Origin of the sequence: Helicobacter pylori (assembly GCF_006439795.1) — a bacterium.
GTDB lineage: Bacteria > Campylobacterota > Campylobacteria > Campylobacterales > Helicobacteraceae > Helicobacter > Helicobacter pylori_CR.
This window is the reverse complement of the sequence record NZ_VEYL01000006.1, coordinates 43,583-65,658: the sequence shown is the minus strand read 5'-3', so window position 1 is coordinate 65,658 and position 22,076 is coordinate 43,583. Positions and strand designations below refer to the sequence as shown.

The window sequence follows — 22,076 nt, the reverse complement described above, 5'->3', positions numbered from 1 at the left end:
TTATAAATCCAGGCTTGTTTTAGCGCGATAAACCTGGCCCTCTTTAGATTTAATATCCACCCTAACCTGCCATGTCCCGTTCATAGAAAGATTGGTTTTTGCTTCATAAAGGCCGTTTTTTTCACTCACTTGCGCCATTTCTTTCATCGCTGGCATGCCGGGCATTTCAGGCATCATAAACTGCACCCTAACGATAGCTTTTTCTAAAGCCTTACCTTTTAAAGTGGGGCTGAGTATGAAAGTGTTGTCGCCTTTAATGGGGTTACCCACGGATTTGATTTTCACTTCCAAGTCATTGGCTTTTAGGGTTTGCTCCCATGCGTTCAAACCCATAACCCCCAACGCACTTACTAAAAATAAAGTGGCTAACTTTTTCATCGTTTTGACCTTTAAATTAAGATAACAAGAAAATCCTTGTTGCGAACGAATGATAACCCTCTTTTGTGTAAAAATTGTGGAAATGGTTTTTAAAAAATTAAGGTTTTTAAGTAGAAGGTATAAAAGTTTATGCTATTTTTTTAAGGTTTTAAAATCAAATTTCAAAGGATTAGCATGCAATTTAGAATCGAACATGACACGATGGGCGAAATCAAAGTAGATGATAGCCAATACTGGGGGGCTCAAACGCAACGCAGTCTTGAAAACTTTAAAATCGGCACTGAAAAAATGCCTAAAGAACTCATTGGCGCGTTTGCCAAACTCAAAAGGAGTCTGGCGGTAGTTAACCACAAGTTGGGGAAATTAAGTTTGGAAAAATCGCAAGCCATTATCAAGGCGTGCGATTGCATTTTAAAAGGCGAGTTGTGCGGCGAATTTCCCCTAGCGATATGGCAAACAGGGAGCGGGACTCAAACGAACATGAACCTCAATGAAGTCATTGCCAATAAGGCTACCGAAATTTTAGGGGGTAATTTTAGGGAGAAAAAACTCATCCACCCTAACGATGATGTGAACATGTCTCAAAGCTCCAACGACACTTTCCCTACCGCAATGCACATTGTGAGCGTGCTAGAAATCACGCATAAACTACTGCCCAGTTTAGAGAATTTGTTAAAAACCTTTAAAGACAAAAGCCAACAATTTAAAGAGATTGTCAAAATCGGGCGCACGCATTTACAAGACGCTACGCCTTTAACTTTGGGGCAAGAATTTAGCGGGTATGCGAGCATGCTAGAGCATTCTAAACAACAAATTTTAGAGAGTTTGGAGCATTTAAGAGAATTAGCCATAGGCGGGACGGCCGTAGGCACAGGGCTAAACGCTCATAAAGAATTGAGCGAAAAAGTGGCTGAAGAATTGAGCCAGTTTAGCGGGGTGAAATTCGTCTCTGCGCCCAATAAATTCCATGCACTCACTAGCCATGACGCTATCGCTTATGCGCATGGGGCTTTTAAGGCTTTAGCGGCGAATTTAATGAAAATCGCTAACGATATTAGATGGCTTGCGAGCGGGCCGCGCTGTGGTCTGGGCGAGCTTAATATCCCTGAAAACGAGCCGGGCAGTTCTATTATGCCTGGTAAAGTGAACCCCACGCAATGCGAAGCGATGACCATGGTAGCCGTGCAAGTGATGGGGAATGATACCGCTATTGGCATTGCAGCCAGTCAGGGTAATTTTGAATTGAATGTGTTTAAACCGGTGATCATTTATAATTTCTTGCAAAGTTTAAGGCTCTTAAGCGACAGCATGGAAAGTTTTAATACCCATTGCGCGAGCGGTATTGAGCCTAATAAAGAAAAAATTGATTATTACTTGCACCATTCTTTAATGCTAGTAACCGCCCTAAACCCGCATGTGGGCTATGAAAACGCCGCTAAAATCGCTAAAAACGCCCACAAAAAAGGCATTTCTTTAAAAGAAAGCGCGCTGGAACTGAAACTCTTGAGCGCTGAAGATTTTGACAAATTCGTGGTGCCTGAAAAGATGATCGGGCCTAAGGCTTGAAACCTTGGGCGCATGAGATGAATCCTGAAAAAGCCACTCATTGCAAAGATATTTGTAAGATCTTAAAAGAAGCGTTGCATGACAATAAAGATTTGAATCTTTTTTTAGAATTTGGAAGCAAGCATGCCAAGCTGACTGATGGGGCGCATTCTTTAACAATCCCTTCATCGCCAAGCGACAGAAAAAGCGCAAAAAACTTTGAAAAAGAATTAACAGAGTTTGTTAAGAAGCTAAGAGAAAACGGGATAACGCATGAAGCGCATGAGTAGGAATTTTTATACCGGTTTGGTTGCGTATCAATGACTCTAGGCATTGATGAAGCGGGGAGGGGGTGTTTGGCCGGGTCGCTTTTTGTGGCTGGGGTGGTGTGTGGTGAAAAAACAGCGTCAGAGTTTTTGAGCATAGGCTTAAAAGACAGCAAGAAGCTCAGCCCAAAAAAGCGCTTTTTCTTGGAATACAAAATCAAAACGCATGATGAGGTGGGGTTTTTCGTGGTTAAAAAAAGCGCGAATGAAATTGATAACTTAGGCTTAGGGGCGTGTTTGAAGCTCGCTATTCAAGAAATTTTAGAAAATGGTTGCTCTTTGGTCAATAAAATAAAAATAGACGGCAACACGGCGTTTGGCTTGAATAAACGATACCCCAATATACAAAGTATCATCAAGGGCGATGAAAAAGTCGCTCAAATCGCTATGGCGTCTGTTTTAGCGAAAGCCTTTAAGGACAGAGAAATGCGGCAATTGCACGCTTTGTTTAAGGAATACGGCTGGGACAAGAATTGCGGGTATGGGACTAAACAGCATATAGAAGCGATGATTAAGCTAGGGGCTACGCCTTTCCATCGGCATAGCTTCACGCTTAAAAACCGCATCTTCAATCCCAAACCTTTAGATGTGGAACAACGCCTTATTTAAAATAGCACTGAGATTGGTAGCGCTCGTTAAAGAAAGGTCGATGCGTTTGGCTTTAAAGTAAGCGATTAAGTCTTCAGGCTGGATGAAAGGGAATTGCACCATGACATACACACGATGGTTGGTGGTATCCACGAACCTTTTAGCCAAAATGGATTTAGAGGTTAAAAAATCAACCAACCCGAATAAATGGCTGATAACATTATTTTTAACTTGAAGCGCTTTACAAATGCGATTACGCATTTTAGTGATTAAAACGCTTTCTAAAGTGCTGTAAGCGTTCATTCTGGCCCTTAAAAGAGCGATTTCTTCAGCGTTTTTTTCAGGGGGCAATTTGTCATCATAGGGGATGTAATTGGCGTAAAAATCGTTCCTTTTACCCAAAATTGAAGCCGATCCGACATATTGATTGGGCGGGTTCTTTTCGTCAAAAAGATTGATTTTAAGCCAACTAGGATAGTTAATCGTGTCCTTTAAACTCTCAGCATGCGCTGTTTGAGCGAAGAGGCCTAGGGATAACAAGGCGCAGAAACTTAATTTTTTCAATGCATTCATTATAACTTCCTTTCTATAAAAAAAATATCCTACGCTTTTAGGGTAGGTAGCATTTCTCAAAAAAGCGAAATACTGGGATAGCTTATAGTGTGTTAGCTTAAGAAAAAATAAAAAATATGCAATAATCAATTAAAAATGTTAGTAATAATATTAAATACATAAATACATAAATACATAAATACATAAATACATAAATACATAAATACATAAATACATAAATACATAAATACATAAATACATAAATACATAAATACATAAATACATAATAACTATTATACCAAAATAGATTGAATATCCAAAGAAAAATCAATGAAATTAAGGTGTTTGTAGGGGGTATTGGTTGCTGAAATGGGGGCGTTGATAGAAACCACCACGATATTAAAAAACCCATGTTTATGGCACCATAGAAGCTGTTTTTCTAAAAAATGGGGCGTGGGGAAAGCGTGGGCGATGAGGGCGAGCTTGTTGGTAGAATTTTTGCGCAAGATAAAAATCCCATTGTCATGGGAATAAAGCTCATAATTTGGGAATTGCTTGTAAAGCTCTAAAAAAACCATGTTTTCAAAAATATTTAAAAGCGAAGGGCTAGGGGTTAGGCTATAAGGCAAGGCAAAATCGCACAGATACAATTTGGTTTTATGGCTTTCAAAACTGGGGACTAAAAAAAGGATGCGTTGTTTTTCTAGAGCGTGTAACAATTTATAGAGGGTGTCTTTAGAGGTTTTCAGCTCTTTTTTGAGTTGCGTATAAAGATAAAAAGCGCTCACAAACTTAGACTGATGCGAGCAGATTTTAGCCATTAAGGGGGCGTAAGCTTGAAAGATTAATTTGATGTTTTCTTGTTTTTTTAGGATTTTTTCTTGCTCGTTTTCTATGAAAAGCGAATCTAAAGCGTTGCCGTCTCTTAAAAAGCGGTTAAACAGAGTGTTTTTAGGGGTGCTGGGTTTGAAAAAGCTGGTGTATTCTTTAAAATCCAACCCTAACGCATAGCACAAGCTGCAATCTGGCGCTACTATGGGGCTTAAATAATCAGGGATAAGAACGATTTTAGGAAGCTTAGGCAGGCTGAAATCCAAGCGCTCAATATGATCTAAAATGAGCAAATCCATTTTCTTTTCTAAATGCCATTTTAAAAGCCATGAGCTTAGAATGTTTTTGTTCAAACGCATGTCATTGTAATTGATATACACAGGGTTTTTAAAATCCTTCGCTAGTTTGAGGGCGAAAGTGGTTTTACCGGATTTCATCGGCCCTAAAAGACAGATTTTATCGCTTGAAGGCGCCTTTAAAAGCGGGTTGTTTAAAGCCGGCTCTTTAGGGGTTTCAAAAGGCCCAAAAGGGTGCAAGCAAGAAAGGGGCATGAACTTCCTTTCAAATGAGATTAGATTAAGATAATCGTAGCGCATTTTTTTATATTTCCTTATAAAAAGGAAGTAAAAATCCCTAAAAAGCCCTAAAAATAGCAAAAGTTATTGACTAAATGGTGCATTTTGAGTAGTATTTCAGTTTTTATTTTATTGTTTTATTCTGTTTTGAGTAATGAATGAAACGAGTTCTTTTAGGAGAGTTTATGGAAAAAATCAGGTTGAAGCTCAAAGCTTATGACCATAGAGTGTTGGATCGCTCTGTTGTGGCTATCGTGGAAGCCGTAAAGCGTTCAGGTTCTGAAATTAGAGGGCCTATCCCTTTACCGACTAAGAATAAGCGTTACACCGTTTTACGCTCCCCGCATGTCAATAAGGATTCAAGAGAGCAGTTTGAGATTAGGGTTTATAGCCGATTGATTGATATTATCTCGGCCACCCCAGAAACCGTGGATAGCTTGATGAAGTTGGATTTAGCTCCTGAGGTGGATGTAGAAGTAACCTCTATGGAAACGAAGTAGTCCTAACGCATTGAGATCATAAAATAAGGGTTAGATATGGAATTTTTAGTTCAAAAGATAGGCATGAGCCGCACCATTGACGCTAACAGCACGCCTGTAACCTTGCTTAAAGTCTTGCAAGCAAAGGTGTGCCAGCTAGAAAACGGGAAAGCTTTAGTGGCCTATGCGATGCATAAAAAACACAATAAGGCGATTGAAGGCCAGCAAAAGAAATACCAGCTCAGTAAAGAGTTTAACCATTTCGCTACCTTAAAAGCTTCCCAACAAAAGGAGTTAGGCGATTTGGATTTGAGCGCTTTAGAAACGCTTAAAAGGGTTAAAGCGAGCTTTAAAACTAAGGGAAGAGGCTTTGCGGGGGTGATGAAGCGTTGGAATTTCCAAGGCGGGCCTGCAGCTCATGGGAGCCGTTTCCACCGCCGTCCTGGTTCTATTGGTAACAGAGAATGGCCAGGAAGAGTGCAAAAGGGTAGGAAAATGGCAGGGCATTATGGCAATGAGCTAGTTACTTGCCAAAACGAGGTGCTCTCTTTTGATAAAGAAAGTATGGTGTTAGTGCTAAAGGGTTCAGTGGCCGGCTTTTCTGGGGCTTATGGACGCGTTAGAGCGGTATAAAACCATACATTGAATATAATATAAAGGGTTTGATATGAGTAAGGCCATCGTTTTAGACAGCCATTTGAAAGAAAAGGGTAGCGTGGAGTTACCTAAAAGATATGAGGGTATCAACAGCCATAACCTCTATCTTTATGTGAAACATTATTTATCTTCTGCGCGCGCTAATACCGCTAAAAGTAAAAACCGCGCTGAAGTGAGCGGGGGCGGTAGGAAGCCTTGGGCGCAAAAAGGGGGCGGGAGAGCTAGAGCAGGGAGCATCACTTCGCCTGTGTTTGTGGGTGGGGGTGTCTCTCATGGGGCTACGAATAAGCGCAATTACAACCTTAAAATCAACAAAAAACAAAAACGCTTGGCTTTAGAATACGCTTTAGAAGAAAAAGCGCAAGCGAATAAGCTTTTTGTGGTGGAAAAAATCGCTATAAAAGGCGTGGTTGAAGACAACAAAAGAAAGCATTTGACTAAAGAAGCCAATCAAATGTTCCAGGCTTTGGAGCAACGAGACACTTTGTTTGTGTGCATGAACATGGACGAATACACCGAGTTAGCCTTTAGTAACCTTAAAAAATGCCTTATTGTTGATGTGAGCGAGTTAAACGCTTATCTTTTGGCGGCGTTTAGCTCTGTCGTGATGGAAGAAGCAGTGTTTCAGCATGTGGTGCAAGATAAGACAGAGGAGTAAAAAATGGCAGACATCATGGATATAAAGTCAATTCTTTACACTGAAAAGTCATTAGGATTGCAAGAAAAAGGTGTTTTAGTGGTCCAAACGGCTCAAAATGTAACTAAAAACCAGCTTAAAGAAGTGTTTAAAACTTACTTTGGCTTTGAGCCTTTGAAAATCAATTCTTTGAAACAAGAGGGTAAGGTGAAACGCTTTAGAGGGAAGCTTGGACAAAGAAAGTCGTTTAAGAAATTTTATGTGAAAGTTCCAGAGGGCGCTAGCATTGCCGCCCTTGGCGCGTAGAAAGGAGAAAGCGTTATGGCGATTAAAACTTATAAGCCCTACACCCCAAGCAGACGCTTCATGTCGGTGTTGGACTCTAAAGACATTACCGCAAAAAGCAGTGTCAAAGGCTTACTCACTAAGCTTAAAGCGACAGCAGGGAGAAACAATAACGGGTGCATCACTAGCCGCCACAAAGAGAGAGGGGCTAAAAAACTCTATCGCATTATTGATTTCAAACGCAACAAATACAATATTGAAGGGAAAGTGGCTGCGATTGAGTATGATCCTTACAGAAACGCGCGCATCGCTCTTGTAGTCTATCCTGATGGGGACAAACGCTATATTTTACAGCCAAGCGGTTTGAAAGTGGGCGATAGCGTTATCGCTGCTGAAGGCGGTTTGGATATTAAAGTGGGCTTTGCGATGAAATTGAAAAATATCCCTATAGGAACGGTGGTGCATAACATTGAAATGCATCCGGGGGCTGGCGGGCAATTAGCCAGAAGCGCTGGAATGAGCGCTCAAATCATGGGTAGGGAAAATAAATACACTATCCTTAGAATGCCAAGCTCTGAAATGCGCTACATTCTAAGCGAATGCATGGCGAGTGTTGGCGTGGTAGGGAATGAGGATTTTATCAATGTCTCTATCGGTAAGGCAGGGCGTAACCGCCATAGAGGCATCCGCCCACAAACTCGTGGTAGCGCGATGAACCCAGTGGATCACCCGCATGGTGGGGGTGAGGGTAAAACAGGGACAAGCGGTCATCCCGTATCGCCTTGGGGCACTCCAGCTAAGGGCTATAAAACTAGAAGGAAAAAAGCTAGCGACAAGCTCATCATTTCTAGAAAGAAACATAAATAAAGGGTTAAAGAATGTCTAGGTCAATTAAAAAGGGTCCTTTTATAGACGACCACTTGATGAAAAAAACGCTCAAGGCAAAAGAGGGTAAGGATAACCGCCCGATTAAAACATGGTCTAGAAGAAGCACCATTTTGCCTGAAATGATTGGTTTTACTTATAATGTGCATAACGGAAGGGTTTTTGTCCCTGTGTATATCACAGAAAACCATGTGGGTTATAAGTTAGGGGAATTCGCTCCTACAAGAACTTTTAAAGGGCACAAAGGCAGTGTCCAAAAAAAGATTGGCAAGTAAGGGGGTAGAATGAGTAAAGCGTTATTAAAATTTGTGCGGTTATCTCCTACTAAAGCCAGATTGATTGCAAGACAGATTCAAGGCATGAACGCTGAATTAGCGATCGCTAGTTTGGAATTTACGCCCAATAAAGCGGCTAGAGTGCTTTCAAAAGTGGTGGCTTCTGCGGTCGCTAACGGCTCTTTAGACGCCAAGAGCGCTCTGATTGTTTCTTGCAGAGTGGATGCTGGCCCTGTGCTTAGGCGCTCCATTCCAAGGGCTAAAGGCAGAGCCACAGCCATTAGAAAGCCAACATCTCATGTATTCGTAGAAGTAGCAGAAGGGAAAGAAATGAAATCTTCTAAAAGCCATAAAAAAAATCAAGCAGAAGGTAAGTAGGGCATGGGACAAAAAGTTAATCCGGTAGGTTTAAGATTAGGTATTAATAGGAATTGGACTTCCAGATGGTTCCCTAGTGCTCGCACCGCTCCAAGCAATATTGATGAAGACAATAAGATTAGGAAATTCCTTAAAAAAGAGCTTTATTATGCTGGCGTGAGCGAGATTGTGATTGAAAGAGCGGCTAAAAAACTGCGCGTTACGGTCGTAGCGGCTCGCCCAGGGCTTATCATCGGTAAAAAAGGCGTGGATATTGAAAAGGTCAAAGAAGGTTTAAAAACGTTCATCAAAAAAGAAGTCTCCATTAATATTAAAGAAGTCAAACGCCCCCAAGCTGACGCCCAATTAGCCGCAGAAAATGTAGCCACCCAACTAGAAAAAAGGGTCGCTTTCCGCCGCGCGATGAAAAAAGTCATGCAAGCGGCGTTAAAATCCGGTGCTAAAGGGATCAAGGTGCGCGTTTCTGGCCGTTTAGCAGGGGCTGAAATCGCTCGCACCGAATGGTATATGGAAGGGCGCGTGCCTTTACACACCTTAAGGGCTAAGATTGATTATGGCTTTGCTGAAGCGATGACGGTATATGGTATTATTGGCGTGAAAGTGTGGATTTTCAAAGGGGAAGTTTTGCAAAAAGGCATCCAATTTGAGAAAAAAGAAGAGGCTAAAGAAGAAAGAGAGCCTAGAAGAAGCAGAAGAGGGAGGCAGTAATCATGTTAATGCCAAAAAGAACAAAATACAGAAAGCAAATGAAAGGGCGCAATCGTGGGAAAGCCCATCGTGGTAACTCTATTGCGTTTGGGGATATTGCGATTAAAGCCATAGAGCATGGGAGGATTGATTCACGCCAGATTGAATCCGCAAGGGTGGCCATGACAAGGCACATTAAAAGAGCGGGTAAGGTGTGGATTAGAGTATTTCCCGATAAGCCTTTGACCGCTAAACCTTTAGAAACCAGGATGGGTAAAGGTAAAGGCTCTGTGGAAAAATGGGTGATGAATATCAAGCCGGGTAGGATTGTTTATGAAATGCTAGGCATTGAAGAAGGACTAGCGAGAGAAGCTTTAGCGTTAGCTCAGAGCAAACTTCCTTTTAAAACCAAAATTGTAACTTGTGAGAGCGAAAATGAAATATACTGAATTGAAAGATAAGAGTATCAAGGAATTAGAAGAGTTGTTGCATGCTAAGAAAGCGGAGCTTTTTGAGTTGCGCGTTAAATTAAAGGCTATGCAATTGAGTAATCCTAACGAGATTAAGAAAGCCAGAAGAAATATCGCTCGCATTAACACGGCCATTAATGCGCATTATTCTTCTAGCGTTGAGTAAAAAAGGGTAAGCAATGAATACGAAAGAGCCGCATAAGAGGTTAGTGCAAGGCAAGGTTATCAGCAAGTTTGCTGAAAAAAGTGCTGTGATTCTTGTGGAAAGAAAAGTGGTGCATGAAAAATACCGCAAGATTGTTAAAAAATTCAAAAAATACACCATCCATGATGAAAACAATCAGGTGAAAGTAGGGGATTTTGTGAGCGCGATTGAGTGCAGACCGCTTTCTAAAACCAAGTCTTTCACGCTTAAAGAAATTTTAGTAGTGGGAGTATAAGCATGATACAGAGTTTTACAAGATTGAATGTCGCTGACAATAGCGGTGCTAAAGAAATCATGTGCATTAAGGTGTTAGGAGGCAGCCACAAACGCTATGCGAGCGTGGGTAGCGTGATCGTGGCTTCCGTGAAAAAAGCTATCCCTAATGGTAAGGTGAAACGCGGTCAAGTCGTCAAAGCCGTTGTGGTGAGAACGAAAAAAGAAATCCAAAGGAAAAATGGTTCTTTGGTGCGTTTTGATGACAATGCAGCGGTGATTTTGGACGCTAAAAAAGATCCTGTTGGGACAAGGATTTTTGGGCCAGTGAGCCGAGAAGTGCGTTACGCTAATTTCATGAAAATTATTTCTCTAGCGCCGGAGGTTGTATAATGAAAAGCGAAATCAAAAAAAATGACATGGTGAAAGTCATTGCAGGAGACGATAAGGGTAAGGTCGCTAAGGTTTTAGCGGTGTTGCCTAAGACTTCTCAAGTGGTTGTTGAAGGGTGTAAGGTGGTGAAAAAAGCGATTAAACCTACTGATGATAACCCTAAAGGGGGCTTTATCCATAAAGAAAAGCCCATGCACATTTCCAATGTGAAGAAAGCCTAAGGAGTTGGATACATGTTTGGTTTGAAACAATTTTATCAAAATGAAGTGAGAATAAAACTCGCTCAAGAATTAGACATCAAAAACCCCATGCTTTTACCCAAGCTAGAAAAAATCGTTATCAGCGTGGGCGCTGGGGCTTATGCAAAAGACATGAAAATCATGCAAAATATCGCGCAAACGATTTCTTTGATTGCAGGGCAAAAAGCGGTTATCACTAAAGCGAAAAAATCCGTTGCAGGCTTTAAGATCAGAGAAGGCATGGCGGTAGGGGCGAAAGTTACCTTAAGGAATAAACGCATGTATAATTTCTTAGAAAAGCTGATTGTGATTTCGTTACCCAGAGTGAAAGACTTTAGAGGGATTTCACGAAATGGTTTTGATGGGCGCGGGAATTACACCTTTGGGATCAATGAGCAATTGATTTTTCCGGAAGTGGTTTATGATGATATTATGGTCAGTCATGGCATGAACATCACTATGGTAACTTCTACAGACAACGATAAAGAAGCGTTCAAGTTGTTAGAATTGCTTGGATTGCCTTTTGCAAAAGTGAGATAAGGGGTTAATATGGCTAAAAAATCAATGATAGCAAAGGCTCAAAGGAAACCAAAATTCCAAGTAAGGGCTTATACCAGGTGCCGCATTTGTGGGAGACCTCATTCGGTTTATAGGGATTTTGGACTTTGTAGGGTATGCCTTAGAAAAATGGGCAGTGAGGGACTCATCCCAGGCTTGAGAAAAGCCAGTTGGTAAGGATAAGATATGGTAAATGATATAATTGCAGATTCATTAACTCGTTTGAGAAACGCTTCTATGCGCCGCTTAGAATTCACACAGCTTTATTACGCAAAGATCGTGGTTTCTATTTTAGAGATTTTTAAAGAAAAAGGTTTCATTAAAGATTTCAATGTCAAAGATAAAGACAAGAAACAATCGGTTTATGTGCAATTGGCTTATGATGAAAAAGGGCATTCAAAAATCAGCGAAGTGAAGCGCTTAAGCAAGCCCGGTCGCCGTGTGTATAAGCAAAAAAACGAGTTGAAGCGCTTTAAAAATGGCTATGGCGTGATTGTGGTAAGCACTTCTAAAGGGGTGATCACCAACGAAGAAGCTTACAGACAAAATGTCGGTGGCGAAGTGCTTTGCAGCATTTGGTAAAGGATTGAAAATGTCAAGAATTGGGAAAAGAATCATTGAAATTCCAAGCTCTGTGCAAGCGAGCGTTGAAGGGAGCAAGCTTCTTTTTAAAAACAATAAAGAAAAGCATGAGTTAGAAACTCACAACCGAGTGAAAATCACGCTTGAAAACAACCAATTGAGCTTCCAGCCTGTGGGCGAAGACGCGCAGTCTAGGGCTTATTGGGGGACTTATGGAGCGTTAGCCAGCAACATTGTAACAGGCTTAAGCACCGGTTTCAGTAAGACTTTAGAAGTCAATGGCGTGGGCTATAAGGTGGCTTTGGGTAATAAAACTTTGGATTTGAGTTTGGGTTTTAGCCACCCGGTGAAATACCCCATTCCAGCAGGGATTGAAATGGTGGTGGAAAAAAACACGATCACTATCAAAGGGAGCGATAAGCAAAAAGTAGGGCAAGTCGCCGCTGAAATCAGGAGCTTCAGACCCCCAGAGCCATACAAGGGTAAGGGCGTGAAATACAGCAATGAAGTCATTATTAGAAAAGCTGGTAAGACAGCTAAAAAATAAATAAGGTGAAGTGATGAACGCAAAAGCATTGTATAAAAAGAAAGCCTTAAGAGATCGCCGAAAATTAAGGATTAAAAGCAAACTCTTGGGCGATAAATTAAGGCCTAGGGTGAGCGTTTTTCGTTCCAACCGCTATTTCTATGTGCAAGCGATTGATGATGTTAAGCAAAGCACTATAACGCATATTGACGGCAGGAAAATGGGCTTTAAAAACACGCAAGAAGACGCTAAAAAATTAGGCGCTCTCTTTGCTGAAGAATTGAAAAAAGCAGGGATTGAGCGAGCGGTTTATGACAGGAATGGTTACCTCTATCATGGCGTGGTGGCAGCGTTTGCTGAAAGCTTGAGAGAGAACGGGATCGCTCTATGACAGAAAGGAAAGGTATGGAAGAGATTAACAGAGAAGAGTTTCAAGAAGTCGTCGTGAATATTGGCCGTGTAACCAAAGTGGTTAAGGGCGGTAGGCGGTTTCGTTTTAACGCTTTAGTGGTTGTGGGCAATAAAAATGGGCTTGTAGGCTTTGGTTTGGGCAAGGCTAAGGAAGTCCCTGATGCGATTAAAAAAGCGGTAGATGATGCGTTTAAAAACTTGATTCATGTAACCATTAAAGGCACGACTATCGCTCATGATATTGAGCATAAATACAACGCGAGCCGTATTTTACTCAAACCGGCCAGTGAGGGAACGGGAGTGATTGCTGGGGGTTCAACGCGCCCTATCGTGGAATTAGCAGGCATTAAGGATATTCTCACTAAATCTTTAGGCTCCAACAACCCCTATAATGTGGTGCGTGCGACTTTTGACGCTTTAGCAAAAATCAAGGCGTAGTTAAAAAGGATATGATAATGGGATTAGAAAATTTAAAACCGGCTAAAGGTAGCGTTAAAAAGATCAAACGAGTGGGCCGTGGTCAAGGAAGCGGCATGGGAAAAACTGCCACAAGAGGCGGTAAAGGTCAAACCGCAAGGACAGGTTATAAGGCTAAAAGAGGCTTTGAAGGAGGGCAGCAACCCTTACAACGCCGTTTGCCTAAAATAGGTTTTAGGACTAAAGATTCTCATATCTATTCTATCAATGTGGAAAAGAATGAAGCGATTAAAAATTTAGAAGAAATCACTTTTTCAAGCTTGCGCGCTTTACACCATTTCCCCCTTTATATTGAAGGCGTGAAATTGATCGGTAAAGACGCTAAAAACCTAGCTTCTAAAATTAAAGATGAGAGAATCAAAACAAGCGGGCAGAAGTAATGCCCCTATCAGCTTGATTTAAGAGGAATAAGTTATTATGAATAAAGCTATTGCTAGTAAGATACTTATCACTTTGGGTTTTTTATTTCTCTACAGAGTCTTAGCTTATATCCCCATTCCTGGCGTAGATTTAGCAGCGATCAAGGCTTTTTTTGACAGCAATTCCAACAACGCTTTGGGGTTGTTTAACATGTTTAGCGGGAATGCGGTTTCTCGCTTGAGCATCATCTCTTTGGGTATCATGCCCTATATCACTTCTTCAATCATCATGGAGCTTTTGAGTGCGACTTTCCCTAACTTGGCTAAAATGAAAAAAGAGCGAGACGGCATGCAAAAATACATGCAAATCGTGCGCTATTTGACCATTTTAATCACTCTAATCCAAGCGGTGAGCGTATCAGTGGGGTTAAGGAGCATTAGCGGAGGAGCCAATGGAGCGATCATGATTGATATGCAAGTCTTTATGATCGTTTCAGCGTTTTCTATGCTTACAGGGACGATGTTGCTCATGTGGATAGGGGAGCAAATCACGCAAAGGGGCGTGGGGAATGGGATCAGTCTCATTATTTTTGCCGGGATTGTTTCAGGGATCCCATCAGCTATTTCAGGCACATTCAATTTGGTCAATACAGGCGTGATCAATATCTTAATGCTCATTGGTATTGTGCTGATTGTTTTGGCGACTATTTTTGCGATTATCTATGTGGAATTAGCCGAGCGCAGAATCCCTATTTCTTATGCGCGTAAAGTGGTGATGCAAAACCAAAACAAGCGTATCATGAATTACATTCCTATTAAGTTGAATTTAAGCGGGGTGATCCCCCCTATTTTTGCTTCAGCTTTGCTGGTGTTCCCTTCTACGATTTTACAGCAAGCCACAAGCAACAAAACTTTGCAAGCGATTGCGGATTTTTTAAGCCCGCAAGGGTATGCATATAATATTTTGATGTTCCTACTCATTATCTTTTTTGCTTACTTTTATTCTTCTATCGTGTTCAATTCTAAGGATATTGCGGATAATTTAAGGCGTAATGGCGGGTATATTCCAGGACTTAGGCCTGGAGAGGGGACTTCATCGTTTTTAAATTCTGTAGCGAGTAAGCTCACTTTGTGGGGTTCGTTGTATCTAGCGCTCATTTCTACCGTGCCTTGGATTTTGGTTAAGGCTATGGGCGTGCCTTTTTACTTTGGAGGCACAGCGGTGCTGATTGTGGTTCAGGTCGCTATTGACACCATGAAAAAGATTGAAGCGCAAATTTATATGAGCAAGTATAAAACTTTAAGCGCGGTAGGCTTTTAATGGCAATCTCTATTAAAAGCCCAAAGGAAATCAAAGCTCTAAGAAAAGCCGGGGAATTAACCGCTCAAGCGTTAGCCCTTTTAGAGCGAGAAGTAAGGCCTGGGGTTTCACTTTTAGAGCTGGATAAAATGGCTGAAGATTTTATCAAATCCTCGCATGCTAGGCCTGCTTTTAAGGGGCTGTATGGTTTCCCTAACTCTGTGTGCATGTCCTTAAATGAGGTGGTTATTCATGGCATTCCTACGGATTATGTTTTACAAGAAGGGGATATTATAGGCTTGGATTTGGGGGTGGAGGTGGATGGCTATTATGGCGATTCAGCCCTCACGCTTCCCATAGGCGCAATAAGCCCGCAAGATGAAAAATTGCTCGCTTGCTCTCAAGAGAGCTTGATGCATGCCATTAGCTCAATTAGAGTGGGCATGCATTTTAAAGAGTTGAGCCAGATTTTAGAGGGCGCTATTGTAGAAAGAGGCTTTGTGCCTTTGAAGGGATTTTGCGGGCATGGCATTGGTAAAAAGCCCCATGAAGAGCCAGAAATCCCCAACTACCTAGAAAAAGGCGTCAAACCTAATAGCGGCCCTAAAATCAAAGAGGGCATGGTGTTTTGTTTAGAGCCTATGGTGTGTCAAAAACATGGCGAGCCTAAAATACTAGCGGATAAGTGGAGCGTGGTTTCAGTGGATGGGCTTAACACGAGCCACCATGAGCATACTATCGCCATAGTTGGCAATAAAGCAGTGATTCTTACGGAGCGTTAATGGCAAGAGATGATGTTATAGAAGTGGATGGGAAAGTGATTGAGGCGTTGCCTAACGCCACTTTTAAGGTGGAGTTAGACAATAAGCATGTGGTGTTGTGCCGTATTTCTGGAAAGATGCGCATGCGCTATATTAGGATTGCTTTAGGCGATAGGGTCAAGCTAGAGCTTACGCCCTATAGCTTAGACAAGGGTCGGATAACTTTTAGATATAAATGAATTTAAGGGTTATTTCAATGAAAATATGTTAGTATAAAAGTTTTTAATAGTGCCTAATTTTTTCAAAGGAGAAAAATCATGAAAGTCAGGCCATCAGTGAAAAAGATGTGCGATAAGTGCAAAATCATTAAAAGAAGGGGCGTTATTAGAGTGATCTGCACTACCCCTAAACACAAACAAAGACAAGGATAAAGCATGGCAAGGATTGCTGGTGTGGATTTACCAAAAAAGAAGAGAGTAGAGTATGCCCTTACCTATATTTATGGGATTGGGCTTAAGAGTTCCAGAGAGATTTTAGAAGCGGTAGGCATTTCTTTTGACAAGCGCGTGCATGAATTGAGCGAAGATGAAGTGTCTAGCATCGCTAAAAAAATCCAACAAAGCTACTTAGTAGAGGGCGATTTGCGTAAAAAAGTTCAAATGGATATTAAATCTTTAATGGACTTAGGGAATTATCGTGGGATCAGGCACCGTAAGGGTCTTCCTGTGAGAGGTCAAACCACTAAAAATAACGCTAGGACTCGTAAGGGTAAGAAAAAAACCGTGGGTAGCAAGTAGCAAATAAGGAGATGATGATTTAATGGCTAAGAGAAATGTAACGGCTAAAAAGAAAGTAGTCAAAAAGAATATTGCTAGAGGGGTTGTTTATATTTCAGCGACCTTTAACAACACCAACATCACTATCACTGATGAAATGGGCAATGTGATTTGCTGGAGCACGGCGGGCGGTTTAGGGTTTAAAGGCTCTAAAAAATCCACCCCTTATGCGGCCCAACAAGCTGTAGAAAGCGCTCTAAGCAAGGCTAAAGAGCATGGCGTTAAAGAAGTGGGCATTAAGGTTCAAGGGCCAGGCAGTGGGCGTGAGACCGCTATTAAGAGCGTGGGCGCGACAGAGGGCGTTAAAGTGCTTTGGATTAAAGACATCACCCCGCTCCCTCATAATGGTTGCAGACCCCCTAAAAGAAGAAGAGTGTAAGGAGGCTTTATGGCAAGATATAGAGACGCAGTAGAAAGACTAGAAAGGCGTTTTGGGGTTTCTTTAGCTTTAAAAGGTGAAAGGCGATTGAGCGGGAAGAGCGCGCTAGATAAAAGGGCTTATGGGCCAGGCCAGCATGGGCAAAGGCGTGCTAAGACTTCTGATTACGGGTTGCAATTGAAGGAAAAGCAAAAAGCTAAAATGATGTATGGCATTTCTGAAAAGCAATTCAGGAGTATTTTTGTGGAAGCCAATCGCTTGGACGGCAATACGGGTGAAAACCTTATCCGCTTGATTGAAAGAAGATTGGATAATGTCGTCTATCGCATGGGGTTTGCGACCACTAGAAGCTCTGCTAGGCAATTAGTAACGCATGGGCATGTGCTTGTGGATGGTAAGCGTTTGGATATTCCCTCTTATTTCGTGCGTTCAGGGCAAAAAATTGAGATCAAAGAAAAAACCAAGAGCAACCCTCAAGTGGTGCGCGCGATGGAATTGACAGCTCAAACAGGGATTGTGCCATGGATTGATGTGGAAAAAGATAAAAAATACGGCATCTTCACCCGCTACCCTGAAAGAGAAGAAGTGGTTGTCCCTATTGAAGAAAGACTCATTGTAGAATTGTATTCTAAGTAAGGGGTTAGAGCATGAAAGTTATCAAAACAGCACCTTTGATCCCATCAGAAATTAAGGTGCTAGAGAAAGAGGGCAATCGGGTTAAGATTTCTCTGGCTCCATTTGAGTTTGGTTACGCTGTTACGCTCGCTCATCCTATTAGAAGGCTCTTGCTTTTAAGCTCTGTGGGGTATGCTCCCATAGGTTTAAAGATTGAAGGCGTCCATCATGAGTTTGACTCACTAAGGGGAGTTACTGAAGATGTGTCGCTTTTTATCATGAATTTAAAGAATATCCGCTTTATAGCCAAGGCGTTAGTGGGGCAGGATAGCTCTTTAGAAAACCAATCGGTTGTGGTGGATTATTCTTTTAAAGGGCCTATGGAGCTTAGGGCTAGGGATTTGAATTCTGAGCATATAGAAATCGTCAATCCGGAAATGCCCCTAGCGACAATCAACGAAGACGCTCAATTGAATTTTTCGCTCATTATCTATAAAGGAATGGGGTATGTCCCAAGCGAAAACACAAGGGAATTGATGCCTGAGGGCTACATGCCGCTAGACGGCTCTTTCACGCCGATTAAAAATGTGGTTTATGAGATTGAAAATGTTTTGGTTGAGGGCGATCCCAACTATGAAAAAATCATTTTTGATATTGAAACAGACGGGCAGATTGACCCTTATAAAGCGTTTTTATCAGCGGTGAAAGTGATGAGCAAGCAACTAGGCGTTTTTGGCGAAAGACCCATTGCTAACACGGAGTATTCAGGCGATTACGCTCAAAGAGATGACGCTAAAGACTTGAGCGCTAAGATTGAAAGCATGAATTTGAGTGCTAGGTGTTTTAATTGCTTGGATAAAATCGGCATCAAGTATGTGGGCGAATTGGTTTTGATGAGCGAAGAAGAGCTTAAGGGCGTGAAAAACATGGGTAAAAAATCCTATGATGAAATCGCTGAAAAATTGAATGATTTGGGCTATCCGGTAGGCACAGAATTGAGCCATGAACAAAGAGAGAGTTTAAAGAAAAGATTAGAAAAATTAGAAGATAAAGGAGGCAACGACTGATGAGACACAAACACGGATACCGCAAGCTTGGGAGAACCAGCTCGCACAGAAAGGCGTTATTAAAGAATTTAGCGATCGCTTTGATTGAGCATAACAAAATTGAAACAGGGATTTATAAGGCTAAGGAGTTGCGCAGTTACATTGAGAAGTTAACGACAGCGGCTCGTGTGGGCGATTTTAACGCGCACCGCCATGTTTTTGCGTATTTGCAAAACAAAGAAGCCACCCACAAGCTTGTAACTGAAATCGCGCCCAAATACGCGCAAAGGAATGGCGGATACACTAGGATCCAACGCACCACTTTTAGAAGAGGGGACGCTTCCACTCTAGCCACCATTGAATTTGTGTGAAATTTGATGAACTGCTAGCCAAGATTTAATCTTGGTTGGTGGTTATCACCTTGATTTAATCCTTTTGAAAGAAGCACTCAAAAGCTTTGGCTTTGTTTTATTGATCATGAAATTTAAAAAATACTAAAAAGCATTTCTGTAATCAAAATATAAAAGAGCTTGGCGTTAGTTAAGCGATAACCTCCAAACTGCAAAAATAAAGTAACTGAAACCCTAATTTTAATTTTTAAATTTGGAGAAAAAAATGGAATTTGGTAAAGAATTGTTCACAGAACTTGCTTCAAAAGTGGAAGTTTTTTGTGTGAAAAAATATGGTCAGAATTTGTGTAATTGTTTAAAAAATCAAAATAAACTCAAAACTCACACTGGCTTTTATCCCACCCTTTAATGACCCTGTTGTATTCTTGAATCGCCTGAACTTCATCGTTCAAATAGATTTTTCTGTCTTTACTTGAGCGGTATTCCTTACATTTTTATTAAGGCTTCTAATTGGTTTGATGATTTTAAGAAATCCAACTGCTAGAAATTGAGCCAGATGGATTCAAGCGTATTTTTAGACGCACTAGACATTGGCTATTCCTTTAATGCTAAATTACTTTGGACTTTAGCCGATGTAGGTGAAAGGTTGATTCAGTCGCCTTGTAGTGGTTTTGTTAAAAAAATTATGAACTCCTATCTTGTGGAAGTCACACAAGATACGCTAAAAACCATAAAGCGGACCACTGCCACGCAAAGCGGGACTGAATCAACCTTTCTCTACTTGCTAACTCAAACGCTCCTTAACTTGACACAACATGCAGACATTAAAGGCTTATCCAATAAAACCCGCTCATAAGAATTTTTGATACACCATCACCACCGATTTAGGTGTAAAGCTAAGGCTAAAAAATGATTAGTGGCTTCATTGAGCGAGCCAGAAAAGAGCGTTTTTAAACGCAAGTTTTTTAAGGGGTATTTGAGGTTTTTGGAAGTGAATCGGGCTTTAAGATCCAAGCTAAAAAGCGAGATTTGCTCCCCTTTAAAACTGGGCAAAGTAAAAGGGGTTTCTAGCACTCTAAAAAGACCATAATCGCTTATGGCTTGGTATGTATAAAAATTAGCCTTTTTTATTATCAAAATACCTGCGATTTTAAGCCGCTATCAACCACACTACAGGGTTGCTTTTATATTGTTGTTAGGCTTATGGCGGTAATTTCTACGCTAACGCCACAATAATGCACATGCAATAAAACCTGATGATGATTGTTAATCTGTGATCTTTAATTTTTGACGCAACAAAGCCTAAAGCCTTAAAAAATCATTCCTCCTATAAACCCTTTAATTTTTTCTAGCATGGCGTTTTCATTGTTTAAATTTTCTTCTATGATTTTGACTAACGCTGAGCCACAAATCACGCCATCAGCACCCATGCCTTTGGTGTTTGTGATGTGTTCTTTTTTGGAAATGCCAAAGCCTAGTAATACGGGGGTAGAGCTAAAGGTTTTTAAGGTTTTAATAATAGCACTTGCGTCATTTTTTAAAGTATGGCTCGCCCCTGTAACCCCACTCCTGGCTAAAGTGTAGATATAGCCTTGCGAATGCATAGCGGCTTGTTCTAAATCTTTATCACTCGCATTAGGACTAGCGATAAAGATTTGTTTAATGTGGTGTTTTTGAGCGGATTTGATGACTAATTCTTTTTCTATTAGGGGCATGTCCGCTATCAAAACGCTATCCACGCCGCATTCTTTGATTTGAGCGTAAAAATTGTCCACGCCATAAGAAAAAATGAGATTCGCATACGCTAAAAGCCCTATGGGAATATCATGGTTGTAGTCTCTAATCTTTTTTAAAAGCTGGAAATTTTTAGCCATGCTAGCGTGTTTTAACGCCCTTAAATGGCTCGCTTGTATGGTAACGCCATCCGCTATCGGATCGGAAAAAGCAAAGCCCAATTCTAAAGCGCTCACCCCACTAGCAATTAGGGTTTTAATGATTTCAAAACTCAATGCATAATTAGGATCGCCCAAGGTTACAAACGGAATAAACGCCATTTTTTCGTGTTTTTTTAAGGTTTCAAACATGTTTTGATACCTCATTTTAAACCTCCTTTTAAAGCGTTATAAACGGTGCTTAAATCCTTATCCCCCCGACCGCTTAAATTCACTATGATGATACTTTCTTCTTCGCATTTTTGAGCGAGTTTTAAGGCATACGCTAAAGCGTGTGAGCTTTCTAGTGCCGGGATAATGCCTTCTTTTTGGCACAACAAACTGAAGGCTTCTAGCGCTTCAGCATCGCTTGCGCTTTCATAAACCGCACGCCCACTCTCTTTTAAATAGCTGTGTTCTGGCCCCACCCCTGGATAATCAAGCCCGGCACTAATGCTGTGGCTTTCTGCAATCTGGCCTTCATCATCTTGTAAAAGATAGGTTTTATTCCCATGCAAAATCCCCACACGCCCCTTATTCAAAGTCGCCCCATGCTTATTGGTTTCTAGCCCTAAACCGGCCGGCTCTACGCCTATGAGTTTGACCTCTTTATCGTTTAAAAACGCGCTGAATATCCCTATAGCGTTAGACCCCCCTCCAACGCATGCGATCACATAATCAGGCAAGCGGTTTTCTTTTTCTAAAATTTGGCTTTTAACCTCATCGCCTATCATTTTTTGAAAGGTTTTGACCATTGTAGGGTAAGGGTGCGGCCCGGCGGCTGTGCCTAGCAAATAATGCGTGTCCTTGTAACTGCTCGCCCAATCTCTTAAGGCTTCATTCACGGCGTCTTTAAGCGTCGCGCTCCCTGAATTGACTTCTCTCACTTCAGCGCCCAATAAGTGCATTCTAAAAACATTCATTTCCTGGCGCTTGATGTCTTTTTCTCCCATAAAAATCACGCATTTCAAACCCAATAACGCGCAAGCGATAGCCGTCGCCACGCCATGCTGACCAGCACCCGTTTCAGCAATAATCCTTGTTTTCCCCATTTTTTTCGCTAAAAGAGCCTGCCCTAGAGCCTGATTAGTCTTATGTGCCCCACCATGGATTAAATCTTCTCGTTTTAAATAAAGCTTAACTTTAGGGTTAGAAACGATATTTTGACACAAGGTTAAAGGGCTAGGACGGCCCACAAAATCCTTTAAAAGACGAAAATATTCTTTTTGGAATTTTTCATCTTTCAAACACGCATCAAACGCCTGTTCTAATTCTCTTAATGCAGGCACTAACAATTCTGAAACAAAACTCCCTCCAAACTCCCCAAAATACGCTTTTTGATTCATT

General features: G+C 41.3%; 38 protein-coding genes and 1 pseudogene. 33 read left to right on the top strand and 6 right to left on the bottom strand.

Translation table 11 applies throughout. The annotated features are described in order from the left end of the window. Positions 1-378 carry a copper resistance determinant CrdA gene (gene crdA / locus FIM66_RS04010; RefSeq protein WP_140548845.1) on the bottom strand — a complete coding sequence of 126 codons (378 nt, stop codon included), beginning with the start codon at positions 376-378 and terminating at the stop codon, positions 1-3. A gap of 174 nt (positions 379-552) precedes the next feature. Here crdA and fumC point away from each other — a divergent pair, with 174 nt between their 5' ends. Genes fumC through FIM66_RS03990 form a run of 3 tightly spaced genes read left to right on the top strand, consistent with a single transcriptional unit; the run spans position 553 to position 2,858 of the window. Beyond that, positions 553-1,944: a class II fumarate hydratase gene (fumC, locus tag FIM66_RS04000; protein ID WP_128059034.1), complete on the top strand. Its 1,392-nt coding sequence runs from the start codon at positions 553-555 to the stop codon at positions 1,942-1,944. Between the two features lie 17 nt (positions 1,945-1,961). Beyond that, positions 1,962-2,213 (top strand): hypothetical protein, encoded by a 252-nt coding sequence (locus tag FIM66_RS03995; protein ID WP_140548843.1) that lies wholly within the window; start codon positions 1,962-1,964, stop codon positions 2,211-2,213. 30 nt (positions 2,214-2,243) lie between these two features. Next, entirely contained in the window at positions 2,244-2,858 is a 615-nt protein-coding gene (locus FIM66_RS03990) for a ribonuclease HII (protein WP_140501747.1), read from the top strand. Here the strand turns inward: FIM66_RS03990 and FIM66_RS03985 are convergent. Together FIM66_RS03985 and FIM66_RS03980 are read right to left on the bottom strand one after the other, a co-directional pair. Beyond that, entirely contained in the window at positions 2,832-3,410 is a 579-nt protein-coding gene (locus tag FIM66_RS03985; protein WP_140600049.1) for a hypothetical protein, read from the bottom strand. The genes FIM66_RS03990 and FIM66_RS03985 overlap by 27 nt on opposite strands. 272 nt (positions 3,411-3,682) lie before the next feature. Then, positions 3,683-4,771 carry an ATP-binding protein gene (locus FIM66_RS03980; RefSeq protein WP_194149249.1) on the bottom strand — a complete coding sequence of 363 codons (1,089 nt, stop codon included), beginning with the start codon at positions 4,769-4,771 and terminating at the stop codon, positions 3,683-3,685. 209 nt (positions 4,772-4,980) lie between these two features. Here FIM66_RS03980 and rpsJ point away from each other — a divergent pair, with 209 nt between their 5' ends. The 30 genes from rpsJ to FIM66_RS03825 all read left to right on the top strand — a co-directional run bounded on the left by rpsJ (position 4,981) and on the right by FIM66_RS03825 (position 19,654). Then, positions 4,981-5,295, top strand: coding sequence for a 30S ribosomal protein S10 (rpsJ, locus tag FIM66_RS03975; RefSeq protein ID WP_000411561.1), 315 nt, complete (start codon positions 4,981-4,983; stop codon positions 5,293-5,295). Between the two features lie 36 nt (positions 5,296-5,331). Continuing rightward, on the top strand, positions 5,332-5,907 hold the full coding sequence (gene rplC / locus FIM66_RS03970; protein WP_000395314.1) for a 50S ribosomal protein L3: 576 nt from the start codon (positions 5,332-5,334) through the stop codon (positions 5,905-5,907). 34 nt (positions 5,908-5,941) lie between these two features. After that, entirely contained in the window at positions 5,942-6,589 is a 648-nt protein-coding gene (gene rplD / locus FIM66_RS03965; protein WP_120931013.1) for a 50S ribosomal protein L4, read from the top strand. A 3-nt stretch (positions 6,590-6,592) separates the two neighbouring features. Next, positions 6,593-6,874 carry a 50S ribosomal protein L23 gene (locus FIM66_RS03960; RefSeq protein WP_000763613.1) on the top strand — a complete coding sequence of 94 codons (282 nt, stop codon included), beginning with the start codon at positions 6,593-6,595 and terminating at the stop codon, positions 6,872-6,874. A gap of 15 nt (positions 6,875-6,889) precedes the next feature. Next, on the top strand, positions 6,890-7,720 hold the full coding sequence (gene rplB / locus FIM66_RS03955) for a 50S ribosomal protein L2 (protein WP_140600046.1): 831 nt from the start codon (positions 6,890-6,892) through the stop codon (positions 7,718-7,720). 11 nt (positions 7,721-7,731) lie between these two features. Next, entirely contained in the window at positions 7,732-8,013 is a 282-nt protein-coding gene (rpsS, locus tag FIM66_RS03950) for a 30S ribosomal protein S19 (RefSeq protein ID WP_000091385.1), read from the top strand. Between the two features lie 9 nt (positions 8,014-8,022). Next, positions 8,023-8,391 (top strand): 50S ribosomal protein L22, encoded by a 369-nt coding sequence (gene rplV / locus FIM66_RS03945; RefSeq protein ID WP_000030349.1) that lies wholly within the window; start codon positions 8,023-8,025, stop codon positions 8,389-8,391. 3 nt (positions 8,392-8,394) lie between these two features. Next, positions 8,395-9,099, top strand: coding sequence for a 30S ribosomal protein S3 (rpsC, locus tag FIM66_RS03940; RefSeq protein ID WP_120927747.1), 705 nt, complete (start codon positions 8,395-8,397; stop codon positions 9,097-9,099). Positions 9,100-9,101: 2 nt separating this feature from the next. Beyond that, the gene (gene rplP, locus FIM66_RS03935) at positions 9,102-9,527 is read left to right on the top strand and encodes a 50S ribosomal protein L16 (RefSeq protein WP_000928961.1); all 426 of its coding nucleotides are present in this window, start codon (positions 9,102-9,104) and stop codon (positions 9,525-9,527) included. Beyond that, entirely contained in the window at positions 9,514-9,714 is a 201-nt protein-coding gene (gene rpmC / locus FIM66_RS03930; protein ID WP_000877884.1) for a 50S ribosomal protein L29, read from the top strand. Before rplP ends, rpmC begins: the two co-directional genes overlap by 14 nt. Positions 9,715-9,727: 13 nt before the next feature. Next, positions 9,728-9,988: a 30S ribosomal protein S17 gene (rpsQ, locus tag FIM66_RS03925; protein ID WP_001092746.1), complete on the top strand. Its 261-nt coding sequence runs from the start codon at positions 9,728-9,730 to the stop codon at positions 9,986-9,988. Positions 9,989-9,990: 2 nt separating this feature from the next. After that, a complete protein-coding gene (gene rplN, locus FIM66_RS03920) occupies positions 9,991-10,359 on the top strand; it encodes a 50S ribosomal protein L14 (protein WP_000616110.1) in 369 nt (122 codons plus the stop codon). After that, positions 10,359-10,580, top strand: a complete 222-nt coding sequence (rplX, locus tag FIM66_RS03915; protein WP_000834238.1) for a 50S ribosomal protein L24 — start codon at positions 10,359-10,361, stop codon at positions 10,578-10,580. The genes rplN and rplX overlap by 1 nt, the downstream gene beginning before the upstream one ends. Positions 10,581-10,592: 12 nt before the next feature. Continuing rightward, on the top strand, positions 10,593-11,138 hold the full coding sequence (gene rplE, locus FIM66_RS03910) for a 50S ribosomal protein L5 (RefSeq protein WP_000467385.1): 546 nt from the start codon (positions 10,593-10,595) through the stop codon (positions 11,136-11,138). 9 nt (positions 11,139-11,147) lie between these two features. Further along, positions 11,148-11,333 carry a type Z 30S ribosomal protein S14 gene (locus tag FIM66_RS03905; RefSeq protein ID WP_001085694.1) on the top strand — a complete coding sequence of 62 codons (186 nt, stop codon included), beginning with the start codon at positions 11,148-11,150 and terminating at the stop codon, positions 11,331-11,333. Between the two features lie 9 nt (positions 11,334-11,342). Then, positions 11,343-11,738, top strand: coding sequence for a 30S ribosomal protein S8 (gene rpsH / locus FIM66_RS03900; RefSeq protein WP_000245805.1), 396 nt, complete (start codon positions 11,343-11,345; stop codon positions 11,736-11,738). Between the two features lie 10 nt (positions 11,739-11,748). After that, positions 11,749-12,285, top strand: coding sequence for a 50S ribosomal protein L6 (rplF, locus tag FIM66_RS03895; RefSeq protein ID WP_120927743.1), 537 nt, complete (start codon positions 11,749-11,751; stop codon positions 12,283-12,285). 13 nt (positions 12,286-12,298) lie between these two features. Continuing rightward, positions 12,299-12,655, top strand: coding sequence for a 50S ribosomal protein L18 (gene rplR / locus FIM66_RS03890; protein ID WP_127958931.1), 357 nt, complete (start codon positions 12,299-12,301; stop codon positions 12,653-12,655). A 14-nt stretch (positions 12,656-12,669) separates the two neighbouring features. Next, positions 12,670-13,113 carry a 30S ribosomal protein S5 gene (gene rpsE, locus FIM66_RS03885; RefSeq protein WP_001860543.1) on the top strand — a complete coding sequence of 148 codons (444 nt, stop codon included), beginning with the start codon at positions 12,670-12,672 and terminating at the stop codon, positions 13,111-13,113. Between the two features lie 17 nt (positions 13,114-13,130). Continuing rightward, positions 13,131-13,532, top strand: coding sequence for a 50S ribosomal protein L15 (gene rplO / locus FIM66_RS03880; protein WP_000522167.1), 402 nt, complete (start codon positions 13,131-13,133; stop codon positions 13,530-13,532). A gap of 37 nt (positions 13,533-13,569) precedes the next feature. After that, entirely contained in the window at positions 13,570-14,832 is a 1,263-nt protein-coding gene (gene secY, locus FIM66_RS03875; RefSeq protein ID WP_001030183.1) for a preprotein translocase subunit SecY, read from the top strand. Continuing rightward, positions 14,832-15,593 carry a type I methionyl aminopeptidase gene (map, locus tag FIM66_RS03870; RefSeq protein ID WP_140600044.1) on the top strand — a complete coding sequence of 254 codons (762 nt, stop codon included), beginning with the start codon at positions 14,832-14,834 and terminating at the stop codon, positions 15,591-15,593. The genes secY and map overlap by 1 nt, the downstream gene beginning before the upstream one ends. Further along, positions 15,593-15,811, top strand: coding sequence for a translation initiation factor IF-1 (infA, locus tag FIM66_RS03865; RefSeq protein WP_127922605.1), 219 nt, complete (start codon positions 15,593-15,595; stop codon positions 15,809-15,811). Before map ends, infA begins: the two co-directional genes overlap by 1 nt. Before the next feature lie 78 nt (positions 15,812-15,889). Continuing rightward, entirely contained in the window at positions 15,890-16,003 is a 114-nt protein-coding gene (rpmJ, locus tag FIM66_RS03860; RefSeq protein ID WP_000868340.1) for a 50S ribosomal protein L36, read from the top strand. Between the two features lie 3 nt (positions 16,004-16,006). Further along, on the top strand, positions 16,007-16,369 hold the full coding sequence (gene rpsM, locus FIM66_RS03855) for a 30S ribosomal protein S13 (protein WP_000090809.1): 363 nt from the start codon (positions 16,007-16,009) through the stop codon (positions 16,367-16,369). Positions 16,370-16,391: 22 nt separating this feature from the next. Continuing rightward, positions 16,392-16,787 carry a 30S ribosomal protein S11 gene (rpsK, locus tag FIM66_RS03850; protein ID WP_001129289.1) on the top strand — a complete coding sequence of 132 codons (396 nt, stop codon included), beginning with the start codon at positions 16,392-16,394 and terminating at the stop codon, positions 16,785-16,787. 9 nt (positions 16,788-16,796) lie between these two features. Then, positions 16,797-17,423, top strand: a complete 627-nt coding sequence (rpsD, locus tag FIM66_RS03845; RefSeq protein ID WP_075711565.1) for a 30S ribosomal protein S4 — start codon at positions 16,797-16,799, stop codon at positions 17,421-17,423. Positions 17,424-17,434: 11 nt separating this feature from the next. Beyond that, positions 17,435-18,469 carry a DNA-directed RNA polymerase subunit alpha gene (locus FIM66_RS03840; protein WP_128048720.1) on the top strand — a complete coding sequence of 345 codons (1,035 nt, stop codon included), beginning with the start codon at positions 17,435-17,437 and terminating at the stop codon, positions 18,467-18,469. After that, positions 18,469-18,819, top strand: coding sequence for a 50S ribosomal protein L17 (gene rplQ, locus FIM66_RS03835; RefSeq protein ID WP_001216119.1), 351 nt, complete (start codon positions 18,469-18,471; stop codon positions 18,817-18,819). The genes FIM66_RS03840 and rplQ overlap by 1 nt, the downstream gene beginning before the upstream one ends. Positions 18,820-19,354: 535 nt before the next feature. After that, positions 19,355-19,654 (top strand): hypothetical protein, encoded by a 300-nt coding sequence (locus FIM66_RS03825; RefSeq protein WP_140479569.1) that lies wholly within the window; start codon positions 19,355-19,357, stop codon positions 19,652-19,654. Here FIM66_RS03825 and FIM66_RS03820 read toward each other — a convergent pair. The 3 genes and pseudogenes from FIM66_RS03820 to trpB form a co-directional block, all read right to left on the bottom strand. Then, positions 19,649-19,902 (bottom strand): annotated as a pseudogene (locus FIM66_RS03820) (hypothetical protein); the annotation flags it as partial. The gene FIM66_RS03825 and the pseudogene FIM66_RS03820 overlap by 6 nt on opposite strands. A gap of 206 nt (positions 19,903-20,108) precedes the next feature. Beyond that, positions 20,109-20,897 (bottom strand): tryptophan synthase subunit alpha, encoded by a 789-nt coding sequence (gene trpA / locus FIM66_RS03815; protein ID WP_140548188.1) that lies wholly within the window; start codon positions 20,895-20,897, stop codon positions 20,109-20,111. Continuing rightward, positions 20,894-22,075 carry a tryptophan synthase subunit beta gene (trpB, locus tag FIM66_RS03810; RefSeq protein ID WP_140568478.1) on the bottom strand — a complete coding sequence of 394 codons (1,182 nt, stop codon included), beginning with the start codon at positions 22,073-22,075 and terminating at the stop codon, positions 20,894-20,896. The genes trpA and trpB overlap by 4 nt, the downstream gene beginning before the upstream one ends. Position 22,076 lies beyond the last annotated feature (1 nt).

Excerpts from the sequence above, each read along its gene's own strand:
- crdA (WP_140548845.1), bottom strand. The coding sequence starts at position 378 with ATGAAAAAGTTAGCCACTTTATTTTTAGTAAGTGCGTTGGGGGTTATG.
- fumC (WP_128059034.1), top strand. The coding sequence starts at position 553 with ATGCAATTTAGAATCGAACATGACACGATGGGCGAAATCAAAGTAGAT.
- FIM66_RS03995 (WP_140548843.1), top strand. The coding sequence starts at position 1,962 with ATGAATCCTGAAAAAGCCACTCATTGCAAAGATATTTGTAAGATCTTA.
- FIM66_RS03990 (WP_140501747.1), top strand. The coding sequence starts at position 2,244 with ATGACTCTAGGCATTGATGAAGCGGGGAGGGGGTGTTTGGCCGGGTCG.
- FIM66_RS03985 (WP_140600049.1), bottom strand. The coding sequence starts at position 3,410 with ATGAATGCATTGAAAAAATTAAGTTTCTGCGCCTTGTTATCCCTAGGC.
- FIM66_RS03980 (WP_194149249.1), bottom strand. The coding sequence starts at position 4,771 with ATGCCCCTTTCTTGCTTGCACCCTTTTGGGCCTTTTGAAACCCCTAAA.
- rpsJ (WP_000411561.1), top strand. The coding sequence starts at position 4,981 with ATGGAAAAAATCAGGTTGAAGCTCAAAGCTTATGACCATAGAGTGTTG.
- rplC (WP_000395314.1), top strand. The coding sequence starts at position 5,332 with ATGGAATTTTTAGTTCAAAAGATAGGCATGAGCCGCACCATTGACGCT.
- rplD (WP_120931013.1), top strand. The coding sequence starts at position 5,942 with ATGAGTAAGGCCATCGTTTTAGACAGCCATTTGAAAGAAAAGGGTAGC.
- FIM66_RS03960 (WP_000763613.1), top strand. The coding sequence starts at position 6,593 with ATGGCAGACATCATGGATATAAAGTCAATTCTTTACACTGAAAAGTCA.
- rplB (WP_140600046.1), top strand. The coding sequence starts at position 6,890 with ATGGCGATTAAAACTTATAAGCCCTACACCCCAAGCAGACGCTTCATG.
- rpsS (WP_000091385.1), top strand. The coding sequence starts at position 7,732 with ATGTCTAGGTCAATTAAAAAGGGTCCTTTTATAGACGACCACTTGATG.
- rplV (WP_000030349.1), top strand. The coding sequence starts at position 8,023 with ATGAGTAAAGCGTTATTAAAATTTGTGCGGTTATCTCCTACTAAAGCC.
- rpsC (WP_120927747.1), top strand. The coding sequence starts at position 8,395 with ATGGGACAAAAAGTTAATCCGGTAGGTTTAAGATTAGGTATTAATAGG.
- rplP (WP_000928961.1), top strand. The coding sequence starts at position 9,102 with ATGTTAATGCCAAAAAGAACAAAATACAGAAAGCAAATGAAAGGGCGC.
- rpmC (WP_000877884.1), top strand. The coding sequence starts at position 9,514 with ATGAAATATACTGAATTGAAAGATAAGAGTATCAAGGAATTAGAAGAG.
- rpsQ (WP_001092746.1), top strand. The coding sequence starts at position 9,728 with ATGAATACGAAAGAGCCGCATAAGAGGTTAGTGCAAGGCAAGGTTATC.
- rplN (WP_000616110.1), top strand. The coding sequence starts at position 9,991 with ATGATACAGAGTTTTACAAGATTGAATGTCGCTGACAATAGCGGTGCT.
- rplX (WP_000834238.1), top strand. The coding sequence starts at position 10,359 with ATGAAAAGCGAAATCAAAAAAAATGACATGGTGAAAGTCATTGCAGGA.
- rplE (WP_000467385.1), top strand. The coding sequence starts at position 10,593 with ATGTTTGGTTTGAAACAATTTTATCAAAATGAAGTGAGAATAAAACTC.
- FIM66_RS03905 (WP_001085694.1), top strand. The coding sequence starts at position 11,148 with ATGGCTAAAAAATCAATGATAGCAAAGGCTCAAAGGAAACCAAAATTC.
- rpsH (WP_000245805.1), top strand. The coding sequence starts at position 11,343 with ATGGTAAATGATATAATTGCAGATTCATTAACTCGTTTGAGAAACGCT.
- rplF (WP_120927743.1), top strand. The coding sequence starts at position 11,749 with ATGTCAAGAATTGGGAAAAGAATCATTGAAATTCCAAGCTCTGTGCAA.
- rplR (WP_127958931.1), top strand. The coding sequence starts at position 12,299 with ATGAACGCAAAAGCATTGTATAAAAAGAAAGCCTTAAGAGATCGCCGA.
- rpsE (WP_001860543.1), top strand. The coding sequence starts at position 12,670 with ATGGAAGAGATTAACAGAGAAGAGTTTCAAGAAGTCGTCGTGAATATT.
- rplO (WP_000522167.1), top strand. The coding sequence starts at position 13,131 with ATGGGATTAGAAAATTTAAAACCGGCTAAAGGTAGCGTTAAAAAGATC.
- secY (WP_001030183.1), top strand. The coding sequence starts at position 13,570 with ATGAATAAAGCTATTGCTAGTAAGATACTTATCACTTTGGGTTTTTTA.
- map (WP_140600044.1), top strand. The coding sequence starts at position 14,832 with ATGGCAATCTCTATTAAAAGCCCAAAGGAAATCAAAGCTCTAAGAAAA.
- infA (WP_127922605.1), top strand. The coding sequence starts at position 15,593 with ATGGCAAGAGATGATGTTATAGAAGTGGATGGGAAAGTGATTGAGGCG.
- rpmJ (WP_000868340.1), top strand. The coding sequence starts at position 15,890 with ATGAAAGTCAGGCCATCAGTGAAAAAGATGTGCGATAAGTGCAAAATC.
- rpsM (WP_000090809.1), top strand. The coding sequence starts at position 16,007 with ATGGCAAGGATTGCTGGTGTGGATTTACCAAAAAAGAAGAGAGTAGAG.
- rpsK (WP_001129289.1), top strand. The coding sequence starts at position 16,392 with ATGGCTAAGAGAAATGTAACGGCTAAAAAGAAAGTAGTCAAAAAGAAT.
- rpsD (WP_075711565.1), top strand. The coding sequence starts at position 16,797 with ATGGCAAGATATAGAGACGCAGTAGAAAGACTAGAAAGGCGTTTTGGG.
- FIM66_RS03840 (WP_128048720.1), top strand. The coding sequence starts at position 17,435 with ATGAAAGTTATCAAAACAGCACCTTTGATCCCATCAGAAATTAAGGTG.
- rplQ (WP_001216119.1), top strand. The coding sequence starts at position 18,469 with ATGAGACACAAACACGGATACCGCAAGCTTGGGAGAACCAGCTCGCAC.
- FIM66_RS03825 (WP_140479569.1), top strand. The coding sequence starts at position 19,355 with ATGGATTCAAGCGTATTTTTAGACGCACTAGACATTGGCTATTCCTTT.
- trpA (WP_140548188.1), bottom strand. The coding sequence starts at position 20,897 with ATGAGGTATCAAAACATGTTTGAAACCTTAAAAAAACACGAAAAAATG.
- trpB (WP_140568478.1), bottom strand. The coding sequence starts at position 22,075 with ATGAATCAAAAAGCGTATTTTGGGGAGTTTGGAGGGAGTTTTGTTTCA.